This window comes from Tropicibacter sp. Alg240-R139, from assembly GCF_900537075.1.
GTDB lineage: Bacteria > Pseudomonadota > Alphaproteobacteria > Rhodobacterales > Rhodobacteraceae > Falsiruegeria.
In genome coordinates, this window is record NZ_UNRA01000003.1 from 202,600 (window position 1) to 225,017 (window position 22,418).

The 22,418-nt window shown below is 58.4% G+C and carries 19 protein-coding genes; 5 read left to right on the top strand and 14 right to left on the bottom strand.

What is annotated here, in order from left to right:
• The 7 genes from flhA to fliL form a co-directional block, all read right to left on the bottom strand.
• On the bottom strand, positions 1 to 2,091 hold the full coding sequence (flhA, locus tag G6R15_RS13985; RefSeq protein ID WP_164660580.1) for a flagellar biosynthesis protein FlhA: 2,091 nt from the start codon (positions 2,089 to 2,091) through the stop codon (positions 1 to 3).
• Between the two features lies 1 nt (position 2,092).
• Complete coding sequence (locus tag G6R15_RS13990) at positions 2,093 to 2,839, bottom strand: transglycosylase SLT domain-containing protein (protein ID WP_306432349.1); 747 nt, start codon at positions 2,837 to 2,839, stop codon at positions 2,093 to 2,095.
• Positions 2,840 to 2,920: 81 nt separating this feature from the next.
• A complete protein-coding gene (locus tag G6R15_RS13995; RefSeq protein WP_164660581.1) occupies positions 2,921 to 5,110 on the bottom strand; it encodes a hypothetical protein in 2,190 nt (729 codons plus the stop codon).
• Positions 5,107 to 5,976 carry a flagellar motor stator protein MotA gene (gene motA, locus G6R15_RS14000; protein ID WP_164660582.1) on the bottom strand — a complete coding sequence of 290 codons (870 nt, stop codon included), beginning with the start codon at positions 5,974 to 5,976 and terminating at the stop codon, positions 5,107 to 5,109. Before motA ends, G6R15_RS13995 begins: the two co-directional genes overlap by 4 nt.
• Before the next feature lie 57 nt (positions 5,977 to 6,033).
• Positions 6,034 to 6,618: a MotE family protein gene (locus G6R15_RS14005; RefSeq protein ID WP_164660583.1), complete on the bottom strand. Its 585-nt coding sequence runs from the start codon at positions 6,616 to 6,618 to the stop codon at positions 6,034 to 6,036.
• A complete protein-coding gene (locus G6R15_RS14010) occupies positions 6,615 to 7,061 on the bottom strand; it encodes a hypothetical protein (RefSeq protein ID WP_164660584.1) in 447 nt (148 codons plus the stop codon). Before G6R15_RS14010 ends, G6R15_RS14005 begins: the two co-directional genes overlap by 4 nt.
• A gap of 9 nt (positions 7,062 to 7,070) precedes the next feature.
• Complete coding sequence (gene fliL / locus G6R15_RS14015) at positions 7,071 to 7,577, bottom strand: flagellar basal body-associated protein FliL (protein ID WP_164660585.1); 507 nt, start codon at positions 7,575 to 7,577, stop codon at positions 7,071 to 7,073.
• A 119-nt stretch (positions 7,578 to 7,696) separates the two neighbouring features.
• On the opposite strand from fliL, the gene fliF reads away from it, so the two are divergent.
• The 4 genes from fliF to fliP are packed head-to-tail and all read left to right on the top strand — an operon-like array spanning position 7,697 to position 10,920.
• Positions 7,697 to 9,298, top strand: coding sequence for a flagellar basal-body MS-ring/collar protein FliF (gene fliF, locus G6R15_RS14020; protein WP_164660586.1), 1,602 nt, complete (start codon positions 7,697 to 7,699; stop codon positions 9,296 to 9,298).
• A complete protein-coding gene (locus G6R15_RS14025; protein ID WP_164660587.1) occupies positions 9,298 to 9,897 on the top strand; it encodes an ABC transporter ATP-binding protein in 600 nt (199 codons plus the stop codon). The genes fliF and G6R15_RS14025 overlap by 1 nt, the downstream gene beginning before the upstream one ends.
• Positions 9,890 to 10,177, top strand: a complete 288-nt coding sequence (locus G6R15_RS14030; protein WP_164660588.1) for a FliM/FliN family flagellar motor switch protein — start codon at positions 9,890 to 9,892, stop codon at positions 10,175 to 10,177. The genes G6R15_RS14025 and G6R15_RS14030 overlap by 8 nt, the downstream gene beginning before the upstream one ends.
• Complete coding sequence (fliP, locus tag G6R15_RS14035; protein ID WP_164660589.1) at positions 10,174 to 10,920, top strand: flagellar type III secretion system pore protein FliP; 747 nt, start codon at positions 10,174 to 10,176, stop codon at positions 10,918 to 10,920. Before G6R15_RS14030 ends, fliP begins: the two co-directional genes overlap by 4 nt.
• A gap of 375 nt (positions 10,921 to 11,295) precedes the next feature.
• Here the strand turns inward: fliP and G6R15_RS14040 are convergent, their stop codons facing one another.
• The 7 genes from G6R15_RS14040 to G6R15_RS14070 all read right to left on the bottom strand — a co-directional run bounded on the left by G6R15_RS14040 (position 11,296) and on the right by G6R15_RS14070 (position 20,527).
• Positions 11,296 to 12,396 (bottom strand): flagellar basal body P-ring protein FlgI, encoded by a 1,101-nt coding sequence (locus G6R15_RS14040; protein WP_164660590.1) that lies wholly within the window; start codon positions 12,394 to 12,396, stop codon positions 11,296 to 11,298.
• Positions 12,393 to 13,280 (bottom strand): flagellin, encoded by an 888-nt coding sequence (locus G6R15_RS14045; protein WP_164660591.1) that lies wholly within the window; start codon positions 13,278 to 13,280, stop codon positions 12,393 to 12,395. Before G6R15_RS14045 ends, G6R15_RS14040 begins: the two co-directional genes overlap by 4 nt.
• A gap of 123 nt (positions 13,281 to 13,403) precedes the next feature.
• Positions 13,404 to 14,855: a flagellar hook-associated protein FlgK gene (gene flgK, locus G6R15_RS14050; protein ID WP_164660592.1), complete on the bottom strand. Its 1,452-nt coding sequence runs from the start codon at positions 14,853 to 14,855 to the stop codon at positions 13,404 to 13,406.
• Between the two features lie 36 nt (positions 14,856 to 14,891).
• Positions 14,892 to 16,193, bottom strand: coding sequence for a flagellar hook protein FlgE (locus G6R15_RS14055; RefSeq protein ID WP_205520526.1), 1,302 nt, complete (start codon positions 16,191 to 16,193; stop codon positions 14,892 to 14,894).
• Positions 16,194 to 16,291: 98 nt separating this feature from the next.
• Positions 16,292 to 17,131, bottom strand: a complete 840-nt coding sequence (locus tag G6R15_RS14060; protein ID WP_164660594.1) for a flagellar motor protein MotB — start codon at positions 17,129 to 17,131, stop codon at positions 16,292 to 16,294.
• A gap of 123 nt (positions 17,132 to 17,254) precedes the next feature.
• Positions 17,255 to 18,880, bottom strand: a complete 1,626-nt coding sequence (locus tag G6R15_RS14065) for a long-chain-fatty-acid--CoA ligase (RefSeq protein WP_164660595.1) — start codon at positions 18,878 to 18,880, stop codon at positions 17,255 to 17,257.
• Positions 18,881 to 18,898: 18 nt separating this feature from the next.
• On the bottom strand, positions 18,899 to 20,527 hold the full coding sequence (locus G6R15_RS14070; RefSeq protein ID WP_164660596.1) for a GMC family oxidoreductase: 1,629 nt from the start codon (positions 20,525 to 20,527) through the stop codon (positions 18,899 to 18,901).
• 201 nt (positions 20,528 to 20,728) lie between these two features.
• On the opposite strand from G6R15_RS14070, the gene G6R15_RS14075 reads away from it, so the two are divergent.
• Positions 20,729 to 22,270, top strand: a complete 1,542-nt coding sequence (locus G6R15_RS14075) for a class I adenylate-forming enzyme family protein (RefSeq protein ID WP_164660597.1) — start codon at positions 20,729 to 20,731, stop codon at positions 22,268 to 22,270.
• Positions 22,271 to 22,418: the final 148 nt, after the last annotated feature.

The following is a 22,418-nucleotide window of genomic DNA, read 5'->3' on the forward strand; positions in this document are numbered from 1 at the left end:
TTATGCGGCCACCAGCCCGACCAGCGACGGGCGCGCCTCGAGCCCGATTTCCTCGAACGACAGGACGGGGTTGGAGATGCCGCGGGCGCGCATCACCGTTCGTAAGAAACGCCTGCGCCGAGTCGACGTCACGACAGCGGGATAGATGCCGTTTTCGGCCGTTTGCCCGACCTGCTCTGACACACCATCGGCCAGACGGTTGAACAAATCGGGCGGCAACACGATGTCCAGACCGCTGGCACCGCCATCGACTTGATAGGTCACAAAGGCGTCTTCCCATTCGGGTGCCAACTGCACCAGCGGGATCGAACCATCGGCGCGTTTCATTTCGGCCACCAGCTGAAAGCCCAGGCGGTGGCGCACATGTTCGCAGATCGCCTCGGGCTGGGTGGTGATCAGCCGGGCTTCGGCAATGGTTTCCAGGATCAGCGGCATGTTGCGGATCGACACGCGTTCCTCCAGCAGCAGGCGTAGAACACTGTGGAGCGTGTCCATCGGCACCTTGTCAGGGATCAGTTCGTCCAGGAGCTTGCGGTTGGCGTCAGCCCGGACGGGATCGCTGAGGCGTTTCATTTCGTCCAGCAGGCGGCGCAGGGATTTCAGCGACAGCAGGCGCGCAAAGTTCTGTTTGATCACTTCAAGCAGATGGGTCGCCAGAATTTCAGGCGGGGAGACGATGGTGGCCCCGGAAATGGCTGCGCCATCCTGATCTTTGGACGAAATCCAACGCGCGGGCGCGCCATAGACGGGTTCAGTCACGTCCTGGCCGTCGGGCAGGGCGGTAAAACTGTCAGGCACCAGCGCCAGCACCAGATCGGGGTGCAGTACACCGCGCACCTGTTCGACACCTTGGACGCGGATGATGTAGGTGCCCGGGGTCAACTCGGCCTGATCGGTCAGGCGAATATCGGGCAGGATCAGGCCAAACTCTGATGCCACATGGGTGCGCATGTTGGCGATACGTGCGTCCAGGCCCGTTCCCGGATCCAGCACCATACCAACCAGGTCGGGGGCGAATTCCAGATGCACGTCGTCCAGATCGAGGATGTCGCCCAGACCCCGATTTTGGGTGGGCTCTTCGGGCATGGCCGTGCCGGTGGCCTCCTCCTCGGCCTTTTTGTGCTGTTGCAAGATCATCCAATAAGACGCCGCCCCAAGCGCGCCACTGCCCAAGATGAACGGCAGAAACGGCAGACCTGGCACCAGGGCAAACACGCCCATCAAAACCGCCACGGTGGCGAGGGCTGCGGGGTGCTTGCCCAACTGATCGAGCAGCGCCAGATCAGTGGCGCCTTGCATGCCGCCGCGTGCCAGCAACAGGGCCGAGGCGATCGAGATGATGACGGCGGGGATCTGCGAGACAAGGCCATCCCCGACGGTCAGGATTGCATAAGTTTCAAACGCTGCAGATATGGGCATCTGGTGGACGACCACGCCCATAACCAGTCCCATGACCAAGTTTAACAGCGTGATCAGCAGACCTGCAATGGCGTCGCCTTTGACGAACTTCGATGCGCCATCGAGCGAGCCGAAAAATGTTGTTTCTTGCTGCTCGCGCTCGCGCCGTTCCTTGGCTTGCGCGTGGTCGATGGCGCCTGCGGACATGTCGCTGTCGATGGCGAGCTGTTTACCGGGCATGCCGTCCAGGGCAAAACGCGCGCCGACCTCGGCCATGCGGGCGGCGCCTTTGGTGATCACCATGAAGTTGACGATTAGCAGAACGCCGAACACGACAAGGCCCAGGAACACGCTGCCACCCATGATGAATTGGGCAAACCCTTCAATCACGTCCCCGGCGGCGTTTGGGCCGGTGTGGCCCTGTCCGATGATGAGCTTCGTGGACGAAATGTTGAGCGACAATCGCAACATCAAAGAGGCCAGCAGGATGGTTGGGAAAGCCGAGAAATCCAGCGGGCGTTCGATGAACAGCGTGATGGTGAAAATCAGGATTGCCAACCCGAAAGAGGCTGCGAGACCAACGTCGAGCGCCCAGGCTGGCACCGGCAGGATCATCATGATGATGATCGTCATCAAGGCAACGGCCAAAAGAACTGTCGGGCTGAAGAAAGAGTTTAGCTGAACTTTTGGCATGTCAGTTGAAAACAATCAGAGAGAGGGAATTTGATTTTGCACCGGTGGGCACCAGAGAGCCCATGCCGACGTCTCCGGACCCGATCAAAGGTTGGCGCGAGGCGTGTCCCAGAATCGGCATAGGGCCGATGTCGATCGATGGGGCATCGCCATTCAGATCCGCCCGTGCGGCGTCGAATCGGGCTATGTAGATGTCGGCGTATTGGCGGGTTCTGGAGTGATAAGCCCCTGCTGCTTTGGACCAGTCGCCGAATTCGTCGTGCAGTGTTTCGAGGAACCGGGCGGCATAAGTGGCGTTCAGGTCCGGGTCAAACATCTCGTCAATCGATTTGAACCCGCTGCTGTGCCATTTGTAATTGATCTGGAAGCACCCGACATCAAAGCTGCGCGCGCCATCCTTGAACCGTGAGAAGACGTATGATCGGGCCTCATCTTCAGTCGTAAACCAATGGCCTGCCCCCTCCATGTTGACCGTCCAGGGCCAAGAAGATGTGCGTCCTTGCGCGGTGCGCCCGGTTTCGACGCGGGTGATGGCAAGCATTACGTCTTCGGGAATGCCATGGGTGCGCGCGGCCCTGAGGGCAGCCCGGTCGCACAGGTTTCCGGTGGTACGGGTTTGGGGCAGTGCATTGGCCAGGGCCGGGGCCGGGCTGACCATGATGAGTGCCAGGAAAAGTGCCGTTTGCCCTTGGTTGCGTCCGGCAAATCGTAGCCAGTTCCAAGGTCTGGAATGAAGGGGTTGGGGCATTCTGCCTATCCACATTATGCGTCGAACAGAGGCTATGAGCCGAGTGTTTAGAAATGGTTAGCTGAACCCAAATCCTTGGGTTCAGTTGATGGCTTCCAACAGCTCGCTGATCGCGGCCCTTGCGCTTTCGCTTTCCGAGATCAGGTTTCGCGCTTCGGACAAGCGATTAGGGATTTCAGTGGTTTCAGGTGGCCTGAGGTCGATCGACAGCTCGGCCGCGCGAGTGTATTCGCTTTCGACGTTGGGCATCTGCTCCCAATCTTCGGTCAGCCACAAGGCGCGTGCAGCTTCATCCAGTTGACCCGATTGGACCAGTTGTTCTGCGGCCGCAGTCAGCTCGCCCTTCTGTTCGAGTGCTTTGGCCCGTAGCCTTGCGCCCTCGGGGCCCTTTGTTCCTAACAGCTCTAACTGCGCTCGGTGCGGCAAGTTCAAACCCAACGCAGCCCGCGCCAGAAGGAACTTGCGATTCTGGGCCACACGACCCTTGAGCGGATCATCCAGGAGGTCCATCGCTTGCTTGTAAAATCCCAAGTCGATCAGGCGTTCGGCGATCAGATCGACCGTTTCACGAGCAAGAGTTCCGGGGCGCTGATTGCCGTGCTCTAGTGCAAGTTTCAGGAATGACACGTCGTCCGCGCGTTCTACCAAAAGCGTTAGAATTCGATTGAGCGATGCGGGGCGCTGGCTTGCGGCCAGTTCACCCAGTTCAGAGAACCCGTCGTCAAATTGCCCATTCAACGCCAGCGCCAGAATATAGGCGCGTTGTAGGTCGGCTCCGAGTTCTGATTTTCGAAACTCATGCACGTGCGCGGACAGCAATTCGGTGTCCGCTTCGGAAAACCCCTGGCGCAAATGCCAGCGATCTTCGAGCAGTGCGATCAGGGCTCGCGGGGCCTGCTCGGAATCGCTGGTGTCTTCGACCACGGCTTCAAGCTTTTCCTGATATTCCTCATGATCCCCTTCGAGGCGGGCAACCTCTGCCTCGATCAGGGACACCTCGGGTTTGGGACTTGGCAGGCTGCGGTTCAGGATGCGTAAGACGGCGCGGGTCGAAACTTTGTCTCCGGCGCGGGTCAGAATCATGCCCAGTCTCGGGCCCAATTGAAATTGCAGATGCTCAGGCAGCTTGGAGAAGGCGTTGGTTATGGCCTGCGTGTTTGCGTCCTGGGCCAGGTCTTCTTGCGTCAAAACGGACCACAAAGAGATCGGGCCGTCACAATGTTGAAACCCGGACAGCTCTTCAGAACTGGCTGCCGCGCCTGAGTCCAGAAGCCCTGCAAGAATGGGAAGCTCCCACGAGATCTGGGACGGGTCGGGGTGCAAGGACAACGTGCTCAGCGCCTCGGTTCCGAAGCCGAAATAGATATATTGTTGGGCCAGTTCCAAAACCACCTCGGGATCGACGTCACCGGCTTCTGTCACCACTCGGTTTCGCAGATCACCGATGTGGTCGGCAAAGCCACCGGGCTCGCCCCATTGCGCCAGTTTCAGGTCGTCGATCGCGGAACAGGTTCGTTTGGGCGACCCGGTGGACATGTGGTTGGACAATCCATAGAGATCCCGGTCGATCACCGTCGCGATGCGAATGTTCTCATTGATCCCAAGGGTGTCCGAGAGTATCGGGTTTTCTGCGGTCTTTGGGCTGTCAGTTTCAATGGCAACCACATCCGGTGCAATATCCAGGATATCCTGGTCGACTGCTCTAGTGAGCTGTGTGAGCAGGCGAAATTCCATCTGCCGTTGATCTGGAAGGATCTGAGCCAAGTCGTTCTGCGTTCCGCGCCGCGGCAGATCGAGGGGCAAAGAAATGGGCGGAGCGGTCTCAATCTTGATCTTGGGAGAAGCATCAGCACCCAATACTCCCGAGAGGTTTGGCAGTACCGGGCGTTTTAGGGCAATTGGCCCCGACGCGGTAGATTTTCTGATGTCTACGACCAAGTAGTTTCCGGCCTCGACAAATGCTTTTGCTTCGCAAAAACATCCAAAAGACAGCCGTAAGGGATCGCCGGGAGTGTCCTGTTTGAGGTCTGCCAGCCGGTCGCGTGGGATTCGGGTGAATACGCCCGTGATGTCAAACTCTAGGTCCGGCAAGGCGAATTGTAACTCTGCCTCGCTGGTGCCCGTTCTAAATGACCATTCTACGCCGGTTGGCAGCTTCATGACCAGACGGGTGAAGTTCGGATGCTCACCCGAACGCACAGCCAGACGCTCGGCTAGTGCTGAAGTCGTGCCGAAGATCGCGAAGACGAGCAGCAGAAAAAACCGGGTCATGCGGCGTCCTGTTTGATCGCTTTGAGCGCTTCTTCCAAGTCTGCAAACTTGGGACGGATGTGTGACGGGGTGTTCTGGCGCCCGACCTCGATACAGATGGCGGCCGCGTGATTGTGCAGGTTGGCGACCAGAACCTCGCGGATCAGCTGATAGAAATGTGCGTCCTCTTCGACCACGGCTTTGACTTTGGATGCAAAGGGGCCAACCAGGCCGTAGGCGAGGAACACGCCCAGAAATGTTCCGACCAGAGCGCCGCCAATCAGCTTGCCCAGAACCTCGGGCGGCTGATCGATCGAGCCCATCGTCTTGATCACGCCCAGAACTGCCGCGACGATCCCTAGAGCGGGCAGGCCGTCGGCAACGGTTTGCAAGGCGTGGCTGGAATGCAACGCGTGATGCAAGTTTGCATCCATCCGCTTTTCCAGAACTTCTTCGACCTGATGGGGATCGTCATAGTTCATCGAGGCCGAGCGCATGGTGTCGCAAATCAAGTCAACCGCCTCTTTGTCTGACTTAATTTTGGGGTATTTGGAAAACAGGCTCGAGTTGTCCGGGTCTTCGATATGTTGTTCAACTTCGACCGGGTTCTGGCGCGCGACGCGGATCAGAGCAAACAGCAAACACAGCAGATCGCGGTAGTCGTCGGGCTTCCATTTGGCGCCTTTGAAGACCTTGGCCATATCTTTGGCCGTATGTTTGACGCCACCCATGTCGTTGCTGATCAGAAACGCGCCGACGGCCGCGCCGCCAATCATCATCATTTCAAACGGCAGCGATTTCAGAATGATGCCCATTTTGCCGCCGGCGGCCAGATAGCCGCCGAAAACCATCGCGAAAATGCACACAATCCCGATGATTCCGATCATGTCAGTACTCCGAGTTCAGATGTTGGGTGGAAAGGGTCACACAAAGTGTCATTGCGGTCAGTCCCCTGGGACATTGGCGTTGCGACCGGCCAGAACCACGCTGATGGTATAGGCTGCCGTTGGACTAAGCCCGGCCATGATCCCGGCGGCGGCTTCGGGCGGCATGCGGGCCAGAAAACCGGCGGCGAAATCGGGGTCCATCTCTTCGAACAGGGCGGCCGATTCCTTTGGCTTCATCTGTTCGTAGACATCGGTCAGTCGTGTCAGGTCATTTTCGGCGGCGACATCGGCCAAGGCGATGGTCTCGCGCAGTGCCTCTTCGGCTTCGGTCAGGGCAGTGAGTTTTTGCTCGATGGCCTGATTCGCTACGGCGAGCGCTTTGTTGCGTTCTTCGATCTGCGATTCGCGGCGGGCGAGGTCTTGTTCGCGCTCTTGCAAGGCGGCCAGCAACTTTTGATATTCGACGGCTGTCTCACTGACCTTGGGTGCCATGCTGTCTTGGGGCGCTTCGGGTTTTTCCGTGTTGATTTCGCGGGCGATGGCGGGCCCGGCCTCGAACCCCACGCGCAGCACAGCCGAGCCAAGCATGAGGACCGCGATCACGGTCAGGGCACCGTTGCGTGCTGTCACAGGCTTGCTCATGTTTCAGCCCTCGCCGGGCCGCGATCACGGCGCATGAACATCAGCCCTGGGGCAGGTGCCTCGGTTTTGCACTCTATTTCTGCGACATCGGGTCGCGAGATTTCGTCGGGTTTTTCCGGAGATTTTGCCTCGGGCGCTTTCGGTTCGGGCGTGTCGTTGATCGGCACATCATGCATCGAGGCCATCAACAGCTCGAGCCGTTGAGCGGCGGCCTCGGCCTTGATCGTCAGATCGCCCAATGCTTCGTTTGAGCTGTCCGAAGCCGCTCGGGCCGATTGCAGGGTCTTGTTCAGATCATCCACCTGCGCGGACAGAACGGCGACGGCACCGCCGACCCCCTTTTCCAGGTCGTTGAACCGGTTCAGGCGGCGAGCCAGAACAAAACAGTAAAGGCCCGCACCCAATGCGCCAGCTACAAGAAGAATATCTGCCACGAGTTCCAATTTATTCTCCTAGTTCAGTACAAATTCGATCACCAGCAAGTCACGCACGCGCCCTTTGCCAGCTACAATGCCAATACGGCGCAACATCTGGCCGCGCAGGCGGGTGAGAGCCAAGGGATCGCGCAGATCCGATAACTCCAGCGCCCTGAGATAGCCGTTGAGAACGTCGAGAATCCGCGGACGGATTTTTTCGACGTCAGAGTGGTATTTCGATTCCACCTCGAGCTGGGCATGGAACCGCAGTTGGTGAATGGTTGCGCCACCGCTCAGCGTGATCATGATTGGGGTCAGATCCACATATTCGATATCGGGAAGTGCTGCCGGGTGTTCACCAGTGTCCTCGGCAGGCGCCTTGTCATCTTGCGTGTCAGCGGAATTGACAATGGGAATCAGCCCCGAAGTGGTCGCATAGAACCCCATACCTGCACCAACCAGACCCAGAACAAGCCCAATAACCAGCGGAAGTTTCGCGCCTTTTTTCTCTGGTTCCAGTTCATCTGCCGTCACATCGGCCATGGCTTACCCTCTTCAAGTTCGAGAACATTCATAGCCGGTCAGGAACTAACCGATTGTTAAGGCCAATCGACCAAAACAGGGGATGTGCCGAACAGAATGTCGGTGAGACGGAGGTTAGCGTGCAGCAGATTAGAACTGTCTGGGCAAGTTTAGACAAAAGAAAGCAAGTGATCGTCATCGGCGCAGCCGTTGCGGTGTTCCTTGCAGTCCTGGCGATGTCGCGAATCGCGGCGAACCCGAGCATGCAATTGCTCTATGCGGGGCTCGAAAGTGGATCGGCCGGTGATGTGGTCCGCTCGCTGGAACAGCGTGGCATTCCGTATGATGTGCGGGGTGGGTCGATTTATGTCCCGGTGGCCCAGCGGGACGAGTTGCGCCTGACATTGGCAAGTGAAGGGCTGCCAGCGAATGGGGGAAAAGGGTACGAACTGCTTGATTCGCTAAGCGGATTTGGGACGACATCGCAAATGTTCGATGCCGCCTATTGGCGCGCAAAAGAAGGGGAACTGGCGCGCACCATCGTGGCATCGCCGTTCATCAGCCAAGCGCGCGTTCATATCGCCAACAGCGCTTCCTCGCCGTTTCAGCGAAGCGCGGAACCCACGGCGTCGATCTCTGTCATTCCGACGGGCAGCCCGGTCACGCCAACGCAAGCCAATGCGATCCGTTTTCTGGTCTCTAGCGCGATCAGCGGGTTGTCGGTGGACAACGTGGCGATCATCGATGCAAACGGCACGCTGATCGGATCGCCCGAGGCCACGGCGGCGGCAAGCACAGCCGATGACCGCGCACAACAGATGCGGGACCGCGTTCTGCGCCTGGTTGAGGCGCGCGTCGGTAAGGGCAACGCTGTGGTCGAGATCAGCGTTGATACGGTGACAGAAACCGAATCTATCCGCGAACGCCGATTTGATCCCAGCGGGCGCGTGGCGATCAGCACGGATGTCGAAGAACGCTCTGACAACTCCAAGAATCAATCCGGCGACGTGACTGTGGCGTCGAACTTGCCGGACGGCGATGGCGCGACAGGGGATGAATCGAACTCGTCCACCAGCGCGACCCGCGAGCGCGTGAACTATGAGGTGTCTGAAACCGAACTGGAAATTCTGCGTGTGCCCGGCGCCGTCAAACGCCTGAGCGTCGCGGTTCTGGTGAATGGTACACCGGCCGAAGCTGCTGGTGGGACCTTTGCACCACGCCCCGACGAAGAGCTGGACACACTGCGCGAGCTGGTTTCTTCAGCGGTTGGTTTCGATGCTGATCGTGGTGACGTCATCACAATCAAGTCAATGGAATTGCCCACGATCGAACCCTTGGGAACGGCAGTTGGTCCGTCGTTGTTTCAGGGCATGCATCTGGACGCGATGTCGCTGATCCAGATGGCAACGTTGGCTCTTGTGGCGCTTGGGCTCGGGCTTTTTGTGGTCCGTCCGATCCTGAGCAACAACGCCCAGATTGGTGCCCCGTCCATTGCTCTGCCGCCTTCGGCTCCTACCAGTGCAAGTTCAACCACGACCGGGCAACCGGCTCTGACCGGCGAGATTGCTACAGGGGAGGGCGGTGGGTTCGAAGCGCTTCAAGCTCCGAATGCGGGGGTTCGACAGATTGCGGGTGGAACCGAGGACCCGGTGGACCGTTTGCGCTCGATGATCGGTGACAAACAGGAAGAGACAGTAGAAATCCTGCGCAGTTGGCTGCAGGAAAGTGAGGAGAAGGTCTGATGTCAATCGCACATTTGCTGGAAGACTTTGAAAAGAACATCTTTCAAGTCGGTCGTGTTCAGATGATGGACGAGGACTCGTTGGAAGAGTATCGGCTGACCGCCTTTGAACAAGGGTATGCCGCGGGTTGGGACGACGCCGTGTCGGCCCGTACCGAAGACCACGCACACGTATCCGAAGCTCTGGGTAAGTCCCTTGAGGATCTGTCGTTCACCTACCATGAGGCGTTGTCGCAGATGACTTTGTCGCTGGAGCCGATGTTCAGCAGTCTGATGGATACGGTTTTGCCGGACACCATCGAAAGGACGTACAGCCAGCACATCGTGGATGAGCTGAAGGAGATGGCGCGGGATCAGGCGGCGCAACCGGTTCTGCTGATTGTTCCATCTGGGGTGAGTGCGGCACTCAAACCAGCCATGGATCGCGAGTTTTCCGTCCCTGTTCAGATGGTTGAAGAATCCAGCCTGCCTCCGGGTCAGGCCTATCTGAGGGTCGGCACAGCCGAACGAGAAGTAGATTGTACAGCTTTGATGGCGTCAATTTCTGAGGCTGTCGACGCATTCCTGTATCAGGCAAAAGAGGACGTCCAACATGGATAACGAGGAACCTACCACTCCCGAGCAGGGCAATCCGTTCACCTCGGTTCCGATCGAAATCATGGTTTCGGTCGGTCACGCAAGACCACTGATCAAAGATCTAGTTGGGTTAGGTGAAAACGCCGTTCTAACTCTCGACAAACGGGTCGAGGATCCAGTTGAACTCTATGTTGGGGGTACGCTTGTTGCACGGGGGCAGCTCGAAGAAATGAACGGCGATCAGGCCGGGCAGTTGGCCGTTCGATTGACAGAGATCACCGATCTACAGAGCGGGTTGGGATGACGCGTCGGTTTCGTTTGCCTATCGTCGCACTGCTCGCATGTTTGATTGTTACCTTGGCTGGGCCCGCCGACGCGCAGGAGTTGTCCTTGTCGTTGGGCGAAGGTGGGTCCTTGTCCGGCCGAACGATCCAGTTGATCTTGCTGATCACAGTTCTGAGTCTGGCGCCTGGTCTGGCCATAATGATCACCTGCTTTCCGTTCCTGGTGACGGTCTTGTCGATCCTGCGCCAGGGGATCGGGCTGCAGCAATCGCCTCCTAACATGTTGATCGTAAGTCTGGCGCTGTTTTTGACCTACTTCATCATGGAACCGGTGTTCACCGAGGCCTGGGAAACCGGGATTCAGCCACTTGTCGAGGAAACGATGGAGGTTGAGCCCGCGCTGCAGCAGGCGATCGTACCGTTCAAAGGATTCATGGCCGCGCGTGTTGATCCAGATACTTTTGAGGCCATGGCATCCCTGCGCCCGCCCACCCAAGAAGTCGATTTGTCACCTGAAGCGCCGATTTCCGTTTTGGTCCCGTCTTTTCTGCTCTCTGAGATTTCGCGCGCGTTTCAGATTGGATTTCTGGTGTTCTTGCCGTTTCTGGTGATCGATTTGGTTGTTGCAGCGGTTCTGATGTCGATGGGCATGATGATGGTGCCGCCCGCAACGGTTTCATTGCCATTCAAATTGGCGTTTTTCGTGATTGCCGACGGTTGGTCCCTTGTCGCCGGAGCTTTGGTCCGCAGTTACAGCCCTTGAAGTAACTGCACGCCAAGCCGCACACCCGGCTAAGTAAATACCCGGCCTTCGAAAGAAGAGTCGGATGTTTCCAAAGTGAAATTCCTGATTGTTGACTCGTGTCCATTGAGGGGAGCGCGCGGCACGCTGGTATCGACCAGGTAATGCCGCCGCATTGCCTGTATTAACCAAGGGAACCTATGCTTAGACCAGATCCAAACCTTGCAGCGTTGCGGTTTCGGGCTCGAGACACGACTATCAACTGGATGCTGCCGCAGTGTGCCTGAGATTTGTGTCAGACCCTCGGCAACATGTCGACGCGCTTCCCGACAAAAGTGATCCCGTCCGGATCTTGTCCGGGCGGTTCTGTTTTTGCGGTACGGGGTTTCCACGCAACTACCTGACAATGAACTCGGCGTGCAATGCGCCGGCGGCCTTGATCGTCTTCAGGATGTCGATCATGTCGCGTGGCGAGACGCCCAAAGCGTTGAGGCCAGCAACAACCTGAGACAACGACGTTCCTTCGGGCACTTCGGCCAGAGCAATTCCCTCATCTTCTTCGATTGCGGCATTTGTTCTGGGAACAACAACGGTTCGACCGTCGGCGAATGGGTTGGGCTGTACAGCCAGAGGTGTTTCTTCGACGCGCAGGGTCAGGTTGCCTTGGGACACTGCCACGCGCGAGATGCGAACGTCATCGCCCATAACGATTGTGCCCGAGCGTTGGTCCACCACCACACGCGCCTTGCGTTCGGGCTCGATCAGAATGTTTTCCATCCGACCGATTGCGTGCGCGGTTGAGGCAGCACGCGTGGCGGGAATATCGACCTCGACCGTGCCGGAATCGCGCATGATGGCCACGCGCGTGTTGAAGGTGCGGTTGATCGCCGTTTCGATCCGGCCAGCGGTTGTGAAGTCTGGCTCACGAAGGGCCAGCCGGATCTGGGTCAGGTCGCTCAAGGTGAAGTCGATTTCGCGCTCGACCCGAGCACCGGATGGGATCACGCCGGATGTCGGGACACCCCGCACAACCGAAGCTGCCTCGCCTTCGGCAACGGCGCCCCCGGCCAGAACCGTACCTTGGGATACGGCATAAATCTGTCCGTCAGCGGCGTTGAGAGGGGTCATCACCAGGGTGCCGCCCAGCAGGCTTTTGGAATCCCCGATGGCGGACACCGTCACATCGATCTGGCTGCCGACCCGCGAAAAAGGGGGCAGACTGGCGGTGACAAAGACCGCAGCCACGTTTTTCGGGCGGAACTGTTCGCCGGTCACATTCACCCCGAGGCGTTCCAGGATGTTGGACATGATCTCTTCGGTGAAAGGGGCGTTTCGCAGGCCGTCGCCGGTGCCATTCAGACCAACGACGAGGCCATAGCCCACCAGATCATTGCCACGTACCCCGTCGAAATCGACCAGATCCTTGAGGCGCACGGTACCGGCTGTGAGCATCGAAGGAAGAAGTAGGCAGAAAATTAGACAGATCAGTTTTTTCATCTCAGGAAATTCACCAAGTTCAGGGAGGAGGTTCGCGCTGTGACCGTGTAAAGGCTTTGCAGTTGCACCTGGACGCTTTGCAGGCGTGTTGTGACCTCAAACGGATCGGCGCCGATCAATTTATTGCGTGCAAATTCCAAACTGGCCTTGGTCGCTGAATTGCGTGCCTCGGCCTGATCAATTCGGGCCTCGGCGTGGCCGACATCTGCACGCAGACCAACGATATCGTCTTTGGTGTTGGTCAGGCCGACCCCGGTTTTCTTGAGCAGATCGGTTTGTTCGGTATCGCTAAGACCAACGGTGCCATCTGTGGCCAGCGCGGCCAGGGTTGTGTTGAGCAGAACCTCGCGGAACGTGCTGTTGTCGGCCCTGAGAGTCAGCGAGACCTCGTCGTTCTTTCCGACCGAAAGCGGCGCTAGCGATTGGGCCGAGCCCCGATAAATTACGGCCTCGAACCCGGCGGGGTCGTTGAACCAGGCGCGCGCGGCAGTGATGGCGTCGTCGGCGGTTGCGCTGCCTGTGATGACGGTCCGGATCTCTTGCAGCAGCGCGTCGGCGGATTCCAGCGGCACATGGTCGGTTGCGATCCCGGCAAACAGACTGCGGCCCGCCACAGCCTGATTCAGAGACCCGATCATCGCGCCGAGCTCGGATTTGGCCTGCGAACTGACCTGGGCCCGGTTGATGTCCTGCCCAAAGTTCCCGATCGCTGTCAGGCTGTTGGCCAGATCGCCGGTTCGTTGATCCAGGTTTTCCAGGCTGAGTTGCATGGTGGTCGCGAACAACCCGGCTTCCGCAGTCGCTGTCGAGAAACTGCTCAATCGTTCGAGCGAATGCTCGATGTCGGCCAGGTGCGAGAACTCTCCGTTTAGGTGGGCAGACACATCTGAAACGCGCCCGCTCGCAAGCTCTTGTGTGAGCTGTGAAATTTCGGTTCTGATTTCTGTGCTTCTGTTTTGAAACATCAGGGTTCGGGCGAGATCGCCAATTGAAGACATGCTCATAACTTACAACCTCAACAAAGTGTCCATCAGCTCGTCTACCACTTGGATGACACGGGCGTTGGCGGCATAGGCCTGTTCGACCAGGATCAGGTTCTGAACTTCGGCGTCGGTATCCACGCCGTTTTCCTGCTCGACGCGCATCATCTCGGCCTTGTTGGCAGAGGCAAAGCTGAGCGCCCTGGTCGATGTGCTGTTGTCTGACGCGACCTTTGACAACAACGCGGCGCTGATGCCTGCCGCTGTCAGATCACCGGTGCCAAAACGGTCGTCAGGTTGCCCGCGCTTGGCGGTCAGGACAGCCTCGAACGCTTTGAGTTGGCGAGCTTCGCCTTGCTCGCCGGGGGTGGTGGCGCCCAATCCGGTGCGGAGTTTCCAGGTGTCCCCGCCGCGATTGGGATCAACGATTGCGTTCACCTCAATTCGGCCAGCAAGCCCGGCAGGCGCTGTTGCAGAGAAAGGGTTGCCATCGTCGGTAAAAAGGCCCGGCTGACCGGCGGCTACTGTAGTGTCCAGGCCAGAGGTTTCAAACCGTTCGATCAGATCGCGTGCGACAGCGTCCAGATCCCCTTGGGCTTGAACCGACAGGACATCGCGAACTTCGAATTGGGCGGCCAGTGTGCCGCCGCGGATAGCCGAGGTTGGGCCGCTGGTGTTTACAGCAATCCCGTTGATTTCCAGACCAGACAAAAGGTTGTTCTGCACGGTCATATGGGGTTTGGTTTCCCCGGTCAGATTAAAGCTGAGCGTTGCCGCCTTGCCATCCACTAAGATGGCACCGCCATCAGTGAAGAGGGCAATCTGACCATTGCTGCGCCGTGCGATGTTGACCGGCACGATCTCGTTGATGTCGTCTACAGCCTGCTGGCGCTGATCCAGCAGCGCATTCACATTGCCGCCCGAGCCGGAGACATCCTGGATTTTCTGATTCAGTTCCTCGACGTTTTTTAGTCGGGCATTCAGGCGGTCCACCTGGCTTGCTATGCTGCGATCTGCCGCCGAGCGGGTTTGGCGCAGCTCTTCGGATGCGTTTGAGATGGAGCTTGCCAGATCCTTGGCCCCAGACACCGCCAACCCCAATCGCGTGGCTGATTCCGGCATGCTGGCTGCTTGCAGCAGGGCGCTTTCGAACTCGGCTAATCGAGAAGTTATAGAGGTCTGGTCGTCCGTTGTTCCGATTGCTTTTTCCAAGGCCGCGTGAAAATCGGCGATGGTGTTTGCATGGCCGTGAGCGGCGTCGGCGTCGCGACGGTTCGAAAGCAGTATGGGATCCGCGTGTCGGGTCACACCAACGACGCGTACCCCGTTGCCGCTGTACCCGTTCGAGGCGACCTCCAACGACCGGCGCGCATACCCAGGTGTGAGTGCATTTGCGATATTGTCCGACACGATGCCAGTAGCGCGTCCAGCAGCTGTCAGGCCGCTGAGCGCATTGTTGAATGCCGAAGAAATGGTCATGGTTGACGTCCTCTGAACAGGCTTATCAAGCGCTGGTTAGCGCTTGATGTTGGTGGTTTCCTGCAACATCTCGTCCACGGTCGTAATGACCTTTGCGCTGGACGAGTACGACCGCTGCGTCTGAATCATTGCCGTTAGCTCATTGGCGATGTCGGTGGTCGATTCCTCGCGCGAGAAACCGGCGATGCTGCCGGTCGGGCCTTCGCCCGCGTTCCACAGGAAGAAGGTGCCGCTTTCGCGTGACGGCTCATAGGTTTGACTGTCAAGCGCGACCAACCCGTTGGGGTTCGGCAGGTTCACCAGCGGGATCTGAAACACCTTGCGGCTGGCACCAGAGTCAAAGAAGGCGTGAACAAAGCCGTTCTCATCCACCTCGACCCGCGTCATGGTGCCAACGGCAGATCCATCTTTGGTGATCGATACCGGAGCAAAGGTGTCAGACAGCTGCGTGATCCCGTTGGGGTCATCCGGGCGACCGATGTTGATCTCCATCGGGCCGCCGGCGACGTTGACGATCATTGTTCCGGTTGTCGCATCATAGGCGCCCCCGGTGGTGCTGGTCACACTGGCCAGGGTGCCGCCGTCGGTTCGGCTGTCGTTGAAGTTCAAAGTGTATTCGCCAACGATTGCGCCACCGGATGCAGTGTCTCGCATGATCATGGTCCACTGGTTGCTTTCACCGGTGGCGGGGACGACCGGGACCAGTTCAACCTGCAGATTTTCCGACTTGCCCAGGTTGTCGAAGTATTCGACTGAAAGCGGCTGTGTGTCGCCGGCAGACCCGGCCTCGGTTGCGGTTGCAGGCAGGTTCATGCGCAGGTTCATCTGGGTGGTCGGCGAGCCCGAGAGTTGATTGACGCTGAGTTGAACCGGGGTGAGACCGTCCGCAGTATCGCGAGGCAGGTTGGGGATGGTGCCGTCCGGGTTGGCGCGCCAACCCATCAGTACCAAACCGGATTCGGTCACCAGGTAACCATCGGCATTGGTTCGAAACGAACCGGTTGTCGTCAGCAACATGTTGGGGTTGCCGTTGCCGCCTGCGATTTCGGATGTTTTGGCCACGGGCAGCATACCACTGCCGCGCACCGACAGATCGGTGGCATTTGATGTCGTTATCAACGATCCGCGCTGATCAATCATCCGTTGGGTTGTCGAGCGAACTCCCCCGGCGGAGTAAGTGCCGCCGCCGGCCGAATTCACAAGAGAATGAAAATCGGTTTCAACGCGTTTATACCCAAAGGTCGAAGAGTTCGCGATGTTGTCTGAAATCGACGCTAGTCGGCTGGCATTTGCGGTAAGCGCCGCTATGCCCGCATTCAGCGAGGAGGAAATCGTCATGGATACGCCTTTCTGCTGCATCAAGAAATTCTCGAAGCAACAGCTAGCGCACCAGCACTTAACACCCCGCTAACAGCTAAAAACCTATCTATCTTGTTCTACTGGTCGCGCAGATAGATGATTTCGATCCGGTCGTTCCTGGCGCCCATCGGATTTTTGGCCGTCAACTTGCGGTCGGCATGTCCGGTCACCCGTTTGATCCGTTTTGCATCCAGACCGAAGCCTTCGAATAGGGTCCTGGTGCGCGCGGCACGGGCAGTTGATAATTCCCACACTGGGCTATCGGCCAGCACCACGGGATGGGCGCGGATGTGCCCGCCAATTGCGATACCATTGGACACCAGGCCGGAATGGCGCACGACCAACCTTGCCAGCTCTTTCATCAGTGGCGTCGGGCGGTCGGTGTGCTCTTCGAACAGGGGGGCGCCTTCGGTTGAAAACAGTTCAACGATCAACCCCTCATCCGTCACCCGCGTGACGACATGTTTAAGCGTCTCTTTGCTGACCAGGCTTTCACCACCGCGTCCCATTAGGGCGGCTTCGAGCGACTTGAACTCGTCCTTGGAAGCGCTGTCGCCACCCTGTTTGTCGACGCCGGTCGAGCCACGCGCCTTGTTGCCATCAGACCTATACCGATTGCTGGCACCGGCACCGTTCATCGCCATTGTCTGTTCGGAAAACATGTTGTCCCCGCCAAAGGCGCCATTGCCGCCCCCGGACACAGGATTCAACGGAATGGACGGCGAAAAATAGTCGGCCAGACCCTTTCGCTGTTTTTCAGTTGTTGCATTCAGCAGCCACATCAACATGAAAAAGGCCATCATCGCCGTCACAAAGTCCGCATACGCGACCTTCCAGGCACCGCCATGGTGGCCACCGCCACCTACTACCTTTTTCCGTTTAATGATGACTGGCGCCGCATTGGTTTGCGCACCCATCTCCACCACCTATTTTAATCACCCGAGGATAGGAATATCAGGGCAGGCGTTAAGAGATGTCTAACAGGTAAAACTGTTGATAATATCCGGGCCCCGACCCATTTGGCAGGGGCCCGGAATAGATCAGCCAGCGTCCAGCAGAACATCGCCGAATTGATCGCGCAGCTTGTTTTTCAGCACCTTGCCCGTGCCGCCCAAGGGCAGTTCGTCGACGAAGATCACTTTGTCAGGGATTTGCCAGGACGCGATCTTGCCTTTGTAATGTTCCAGCAGCGCGGCCTCGTCCAAATCCACATCTGCGTGTTTGATTGCGATGATCACGGGGCGTTCGTCCCATTTGGCGTGTTTGGCCGCGATAGCGGCGGCGTTGGCCACGGCGTCGTGCGAGATGGCGATGTCTTCCAGCTCAACCGTCGAAATCCATTCACCGCCAGATTTGATGATGTCCTTGGATCGGTCGCGAATGATCATGTAGCCATCCGAGTCGACGGTCGCCACGTCGCCGGTGTCGAACCAGCCATCCTCGGTCAGCGCAGAGCCGTCCGCCTTGAAGTAGGTGTCGACTATCCAATGGCCACGGATTTGCAGATTGCCCTGCGTTTCGCCATCCTCAGCCAAGCGGGTGCCCTCGTCATCGACCAGACGCAGTTCTACACCATAGGGGGGCCGTCCCTGACCTTCGCGGATCTTGCCTTTTTCGGCGTCCGATAGCCCGTCGTGCTTTTGCAGCAGTTGGTTGAGTGTGCCAAGCGGGCTGGTTTCTGTCATGCCCCAGGCGTGAATCAGTTCCACGCCATAGCGGTCACGGAAGGTGGGGATCATCACCGTGGGCAAGGCCGAACCCCCTACGACTGTGCGTTTCAGGCTTTCGGCCTTTGATCCGGTGGATTCGAGCGCCGCCAGCAGGCCCATCCAGATCGTCGGAACCCCTAGAGCGACCGTGACTTGTTCTCCGTCGATCAGTTTTACCAGGCTTTCGCCGTCCAGGTTCGGCCCCGGCAGCACGATTTTGCAGCCGATCGCGGCGGCGATGTAAGGCACGCCCCAGGCGTTGGCGTGGAACATCGGAACAACGGCCATCACCGTGTCTTTGGCAGATAGGGCCATGCCGTCGGGTTGGTTGCCCGCGATTGAATGCAACACGTTGGTGCGGTGGGTGTACTGTACGCCCTTGGGGTTTCCGGTGGTGCCGGAGGTGTAACACAGGCTCGAGGGCAGGTTTTCGTCCAACTCAGGCCATGTGGCGTCGTCGGATTCACCGTCAAGAAGTTCGTCGTAGAACAACAACCCGTCGATCAAGGCGGCAGCCTCTTCATCGCGGGGGCCCATCAGCACCACATGCTTGAGGGTTTTCAGGTGCTCGCCCAACTTGACCGCTACCGGGAGGAAGGTCCGGTCCAAGAACAGGATCTGATCTTCGGCGTGGTTGATGATGTAAATCAGCTGCTCGGGGAACAGACGCGGGTTGATCGTGTGACAAACCATGCCAGCTCCCGCGACTCCGAAATATATCTCAAGGTGTCGGCGGTTGTTCCAGGCGATGGTGGCGCAGCGGTCGCCGGTTTTCAAACCCAGTCGCGCCAGGGCAGCTGCCAGTTTGCGGGCGTTGGCCTCGACCTTGCGCCAGTTGGTGTGAACAACCTCGCCACTGGTTTCCGCCGATACCACCGTTGTATCGCCGTGGTAGCGGCCCGCGTGTTCGACCAACGAGCTGATGGTCAGCGGCTGATGCATCATTTTGCCAAGCATAGTGTGTGCCTCTCTTCGTTATTCTGCTGCTTGCTGCGCAGCTTGTGCCGCGCGGATCATGTCGGCGGCTTTTTCTGCAATCATGATTGTGGGGGCGTTGGTGTTGCCGCCGATCAGCCGGGGCATGACCGAGGCATCGACAACGCGCAGCCCCTCGAGCCCGTGCACGCGCAGTTCCGGGTCAACCACGGCCATGTCATCAAGACCCATCTTGCAGGTGCCCACTGGGTGATAAATCGTATCTGCCCGCTCGCGAATGTGGTCCTCAAGCTCGGTGTCGGAGGGGTCATTGTCGATGAACATCTCGGACTTGATGTAGCCCTTGAGCGGTGGTGTCTGCAGGAGTTCGCGGGTCATCCGCGTGCCTTTCATCAGCACAGCCAGATCTTCGTCACTGCTCAGGAATTTGGGATCAATTCGGGGTGCATCCATCGGATCGGCCGAATTCAACGTGACTTCACCGCGTGTCTTGGGTCGCAGGACGCAGATGTGGCAGCTGAACCCGTGACCCAGATGCAGCTTGCGGGCGTGATCGTCGACGACCGAAATCACGAAATGCAACTGCACGTCGGGCCGATCCAGGCTGGCGTCGGTTTTGAAAAACGCGCCACCTTCGGCAAAGGGCGTCGCCAACATGCCGGACCCATCTTTGCGCCAGGCCGCCATATGTTTGAGCAAACTGACTGAAGCGGACAGACCGATCCCGAAGTTATCCTTGTCCGCCGTTTTGTAGCCCAACACAAAATCCAGATGATCTTGTAGGTTCTGGCCCACACCTGGCAATTCGTGCACCATCTGAATGCCATGGGGGGTGATGTCCTTTGGTCGCCCAACACCCGAGAGCTGCAAAAGCTGCGGTGAATTGAAGGCGCCACCGCACAAGATCACCTCATGGTTCGCGCGCACCTCGTGGTCGGCCTTGCCGTTGCGATAGGTGACACCGACGGCACGTTTGCCCTCGAACAGAACACGGGTGGCATGGGCGTTTGTGATGACCGTCAGGTTGGGGCGGTCCATAACCGGGTGCAGATAGGCCGCCGCCGCCGAACAGCGTTCGCCCACCTTTTCTGGATCATGGAATTGGGTCACCTGATACAGGCCGATGCCCTCGTTGTCGCCGGTGTTGAAATCTTCGACCCGGCGCATCTGCATCGCCTGGCCTGCCTCGACAAAGGCCTGCGAAATCGGGCGGGGGGATTGCTGATCAGACACCTGCAAAGGGCCGCCATCGCCATGCATGTCACTGGCGCCGTGTTGATTGTTCTCAGCCTTTAGGAAGTAGGGCAGCACATCGTCCCAGGACCAGCCGTCACACCCCAGTTCAGCCCATTCGTCATAGTCCTTGGCGTGGCCGCGCACATAAAGCATGGCGTTGATCGCGCTCGACCCGCCAAGTGCCTTGCCGCGTGGTTGATAGCCTTGCCGCCCTTTCAGCCCCTTTTGCGGAACGGTCTCGAACGCCCAGTTGTTGATCTTGGGCTTGCCCGGCAGCATCGCCACGACGGCTGCGGGCGCGCGCACAAGGATACTGTCGCCACGTCCGCCAGCCTCGATCAGGCAAACAGTTGTGTTCGGGTCTTCGCTCAGGCGTGCGGCCAGCGTCGAACCGCCGGACCCTCCTCCAACGATCACATAGTCATACGACATAGGTCTCTCCCCCCCTGTTGTCGTTGTCTGGTGTCATGAAGCCCAGCATGGAGCAGGAATGTCCACTTTGACCGGGCGTCAGATTGGGCAACCAGCGAGACTTGGCCGACGTACCGTCGTAAGGTCCGTTTGTGTATCATCAGTTGAAGCAGGGGCGCGTTTCGGCAAGGGTTGCGACAGTGCTCGCAGTTGAACCGAGAGATGACCTTGACCAATTCGCCGACCCGCATCACCGCGCCACAGTCCGACGACATCTCGTTTCTGGACTTCGGAACCGCTTTTGTCCGGCATGCGAAGGAGCGCCCGGACCACATCGCAGTCGTGGACGAGACTGTGACTTTGGATTGGCGCAGTTTTGATCACCACGCGCGTTGCGTGGCGGCGCAATTGCAGCAAGAAGGCGTTGGTTCCGGCACACCGGTGGCGGCGTTGGCCGACAATTCGGCGGCTTACCTGACCTTTTATGCCGGCGTAATCCTGGCTGGTGGTGCGATGGTGCCATTGCCCACCAGTGCCACGATTGATGTGTTGGCCAAGATGTTGGACGATTGCGGTGCGCGGTTACGGTTTGTGTCCGAGCGCCATGTTGAAACGGCCAATGGCCTTGGGTTCGTGGAGGCCATTTTGGCCAATGACTTGTTTGATTGGGGGCAGGCCGCACCCATGGAGCGTCCGGTGGCAGTACCACCTGAGAGCCTGTTCGATCTGATCTATAGCTCGGGCACAACCGGAACGCCTAAGGGGATCATCCACGATCATCTGTTTCGCGGGCGACAGTTGATGCGGATGCCGGTGTTTGGATTGGATCAGGATGCACGCTTGTTGATGTCGACGCCGCTCTATTCCAACACCACTCAGGTCGCCGTCTTGCCGGTGCTCGCGCGGGGCGGGGCGGTGATCAGCATGGCCAAGTTCGACACACAGCGATTCCTGCAACTGTCGCAAGATCACGCCATCACCCACGCCATGCTTGTCCCTGTGCAGTACATGCGGTTAATGCGCGATCCGTCGTTTGATGACTTTGATTTGTCCAGCTACAGCACCAAGCTGTCGACATCGGCCCCGCTGCCTGCGTCGTTGATCCGGGATATTCTGGATCGTTGGCCTGGCGAGTTGTTTGAACTTTACGGCATGACCGAAGGTGGAATCAGCTCGGTGCTGGATTGTGCCAGCTTCCCCGACAAGCTTGATACCGTAGGTCGCCCGGTTCAAGGCTGCGACGCGCGGATCATTGACGAACAAGGCTATGAACTGCCCATCGGCGAATTTGGCGAGGTGGTTGGACGGGCAGGGGCCATGATGCAAGGTTACCTGAACGCAGACGACAAGACGCAAGAGGTCATCTGGCGCAGTCCCGAAGGGGAAGATTTCATTCGCACCGGAGACATGGGGCGGTTCGATGCGGATGGTTTTTTGACGCTGATGGATCGGAAAAAGGACATGATCCTGTCTGGTGGCTTCAACATCTATGCCGCCGATCTGGAGCGGGTGCTGCGCGATCATCCAGATGTCGCCGACGTGGCCGTGATCGCAATCCCGTCCGAGATCTGGGGAGAGACACCTCTGGGTTTGGTGGTGCCGGTTGCGGACGGACAGGCCACGGCGGTTCAAATCATGGACTGGGCCAACGCACAGCTTGGCAAAACGCAGCGCCTGTCGAGGGTCGAATTGCGCGATGACCTGCCGCGCAGCTCGATTGGAAAGATCTTGAAACGGGAATTGCGCGCGCCCTATTGGGATTAGCATCGATAATTTTTGGCGGGTGTCGTTTTCAGAAAAGATTCATTGTGATGCAACCTCATGATAAGCGCATGACTGGGATTATACCAAAACGCATGGATCGTCGCGCGACAGGCGCGAACCTTGTGCCGCACTGACGGGGCTTGCCCCC

What these genes read in the sequence shown, in the direction of transcription:
- G6R15_RS14040 (WP_164660590.1), bottom strand. Translation starts at nt 12,396, where the DNA reads ATGAAAAAACTGATCTGTCTAATTTTCTGCCTACTTCTTCCTTCGATG.
- motA (WP_164660582.1), bottom strand. Translation starts at nt 5,976, where the DNA reads ATGATCGGAATCATCGGGATTGTGTGCATTTTCGCGATGGTTTTCGGC.
- G6R15_RS13990 (WP_306432349.1), bottom strand. Translation starts at nt 2,839, where the DNA reads ATGCCCCAACCCCTTCATTCCAGACCTTGGAACTGGCTACGATTTGCC.
- fliP (WP_164660589.1), top strand. Translation starts at nt 10,174, where the DNA reads ATGACGCGTCGGTTTCGTTTGCCTATCGTCGCACTGCTCGCATGTTTG.
- flhA (WP_164660580.1), bottom strand. Translation starts at nt 2,091, where the DNA reads ATGCCAAAAGTTCAGCTAAACTCTTTCTTCAGCCCGACAGTTCTTTTG.
- G6R15_RS13995 (WP_164660581.1), bottom strand. Translation starts at nt 5,110, where the DNA reads ATGACCCGGTTTTTTCTGCTGCTCGTCTTCGCGATCTTCGGCACGACT.
- G6R15_RS14060 (WP_164660594.1), bottom strand. Translation starts at nt 17,131, where the DNA reads ATGGGTGCGCAAACCAATGCGGCGCCAGTCATCATTAAACGGAAAAAG.
- G6R15_RS14070 (WP_164660596.1), bottom strand. Translation starts at nt 20,527, where the DNA reads ATGTCGTATGACTATGTGATCGTTGGAGGAGGGTCCGGCGGTTCGACG.
- G6R15_RS14025 (WP_164660587.1), top strand. Translation starts at nt 9,298, where the DNA reads ATGTCAATCGCACATTTGCTGGAAGACTTTGAAAAGAACATCTTTCAA.
- G6R15_RS14055 (WP_205520526.1), bottom strand. Translation starts at nt 16,193, where the DNA reads ATGACGATTTCCTCCTCGCTGAATGCGGGCATAGCGGCGCTTACCGCA.
- G6R15_RS14030 (WP_164660588.1), top strand. Translation starts at nt 9,890, where the DNA reads ATGGATAACGAGGAACCTACCACTCCCGAGCAGGGCAATCCGTTCACC.
- fliL (WP_164660585.1), bottom strand. Translation starts at nt 7,577, where the DNA reads ATGGCCGATGTGACGGCAGATGAACTGGAACCAGAGAAAAAAGGCGCG.
- G6R15_RS14075 (WP_164660597.1), top strand. Translation starts at nt 20,729, where the DNA reads ATGACCTTGACCAATTCGCCGACCCGCATCACCGCGCCACAGTCCGAC.
- G6R15_RS14065 (WP_164660595.1), bottom strand. Translation starts at nt 18,880, where the DNA reads ATGCTTGGCAAAATGATGCATCAGCCGCTGACCATCAGCTCGTTGGTC.
- flgK (WP_164660592.1), bottom strand. Translation starts at nt 14,855, where the DNA reads ATGACCATTTCTTCGGCATTCAACAATGCGCTCAGCGGCCTGACAGCT.
- G6R15_RS14005 (WP_164660583.1), bottom strand. Translation starts at nt 6,618, where the DNA reads ATGAGCAAGCCTGTGACAGCACGCAACGGTGCCCTGACCGTGATCGCG.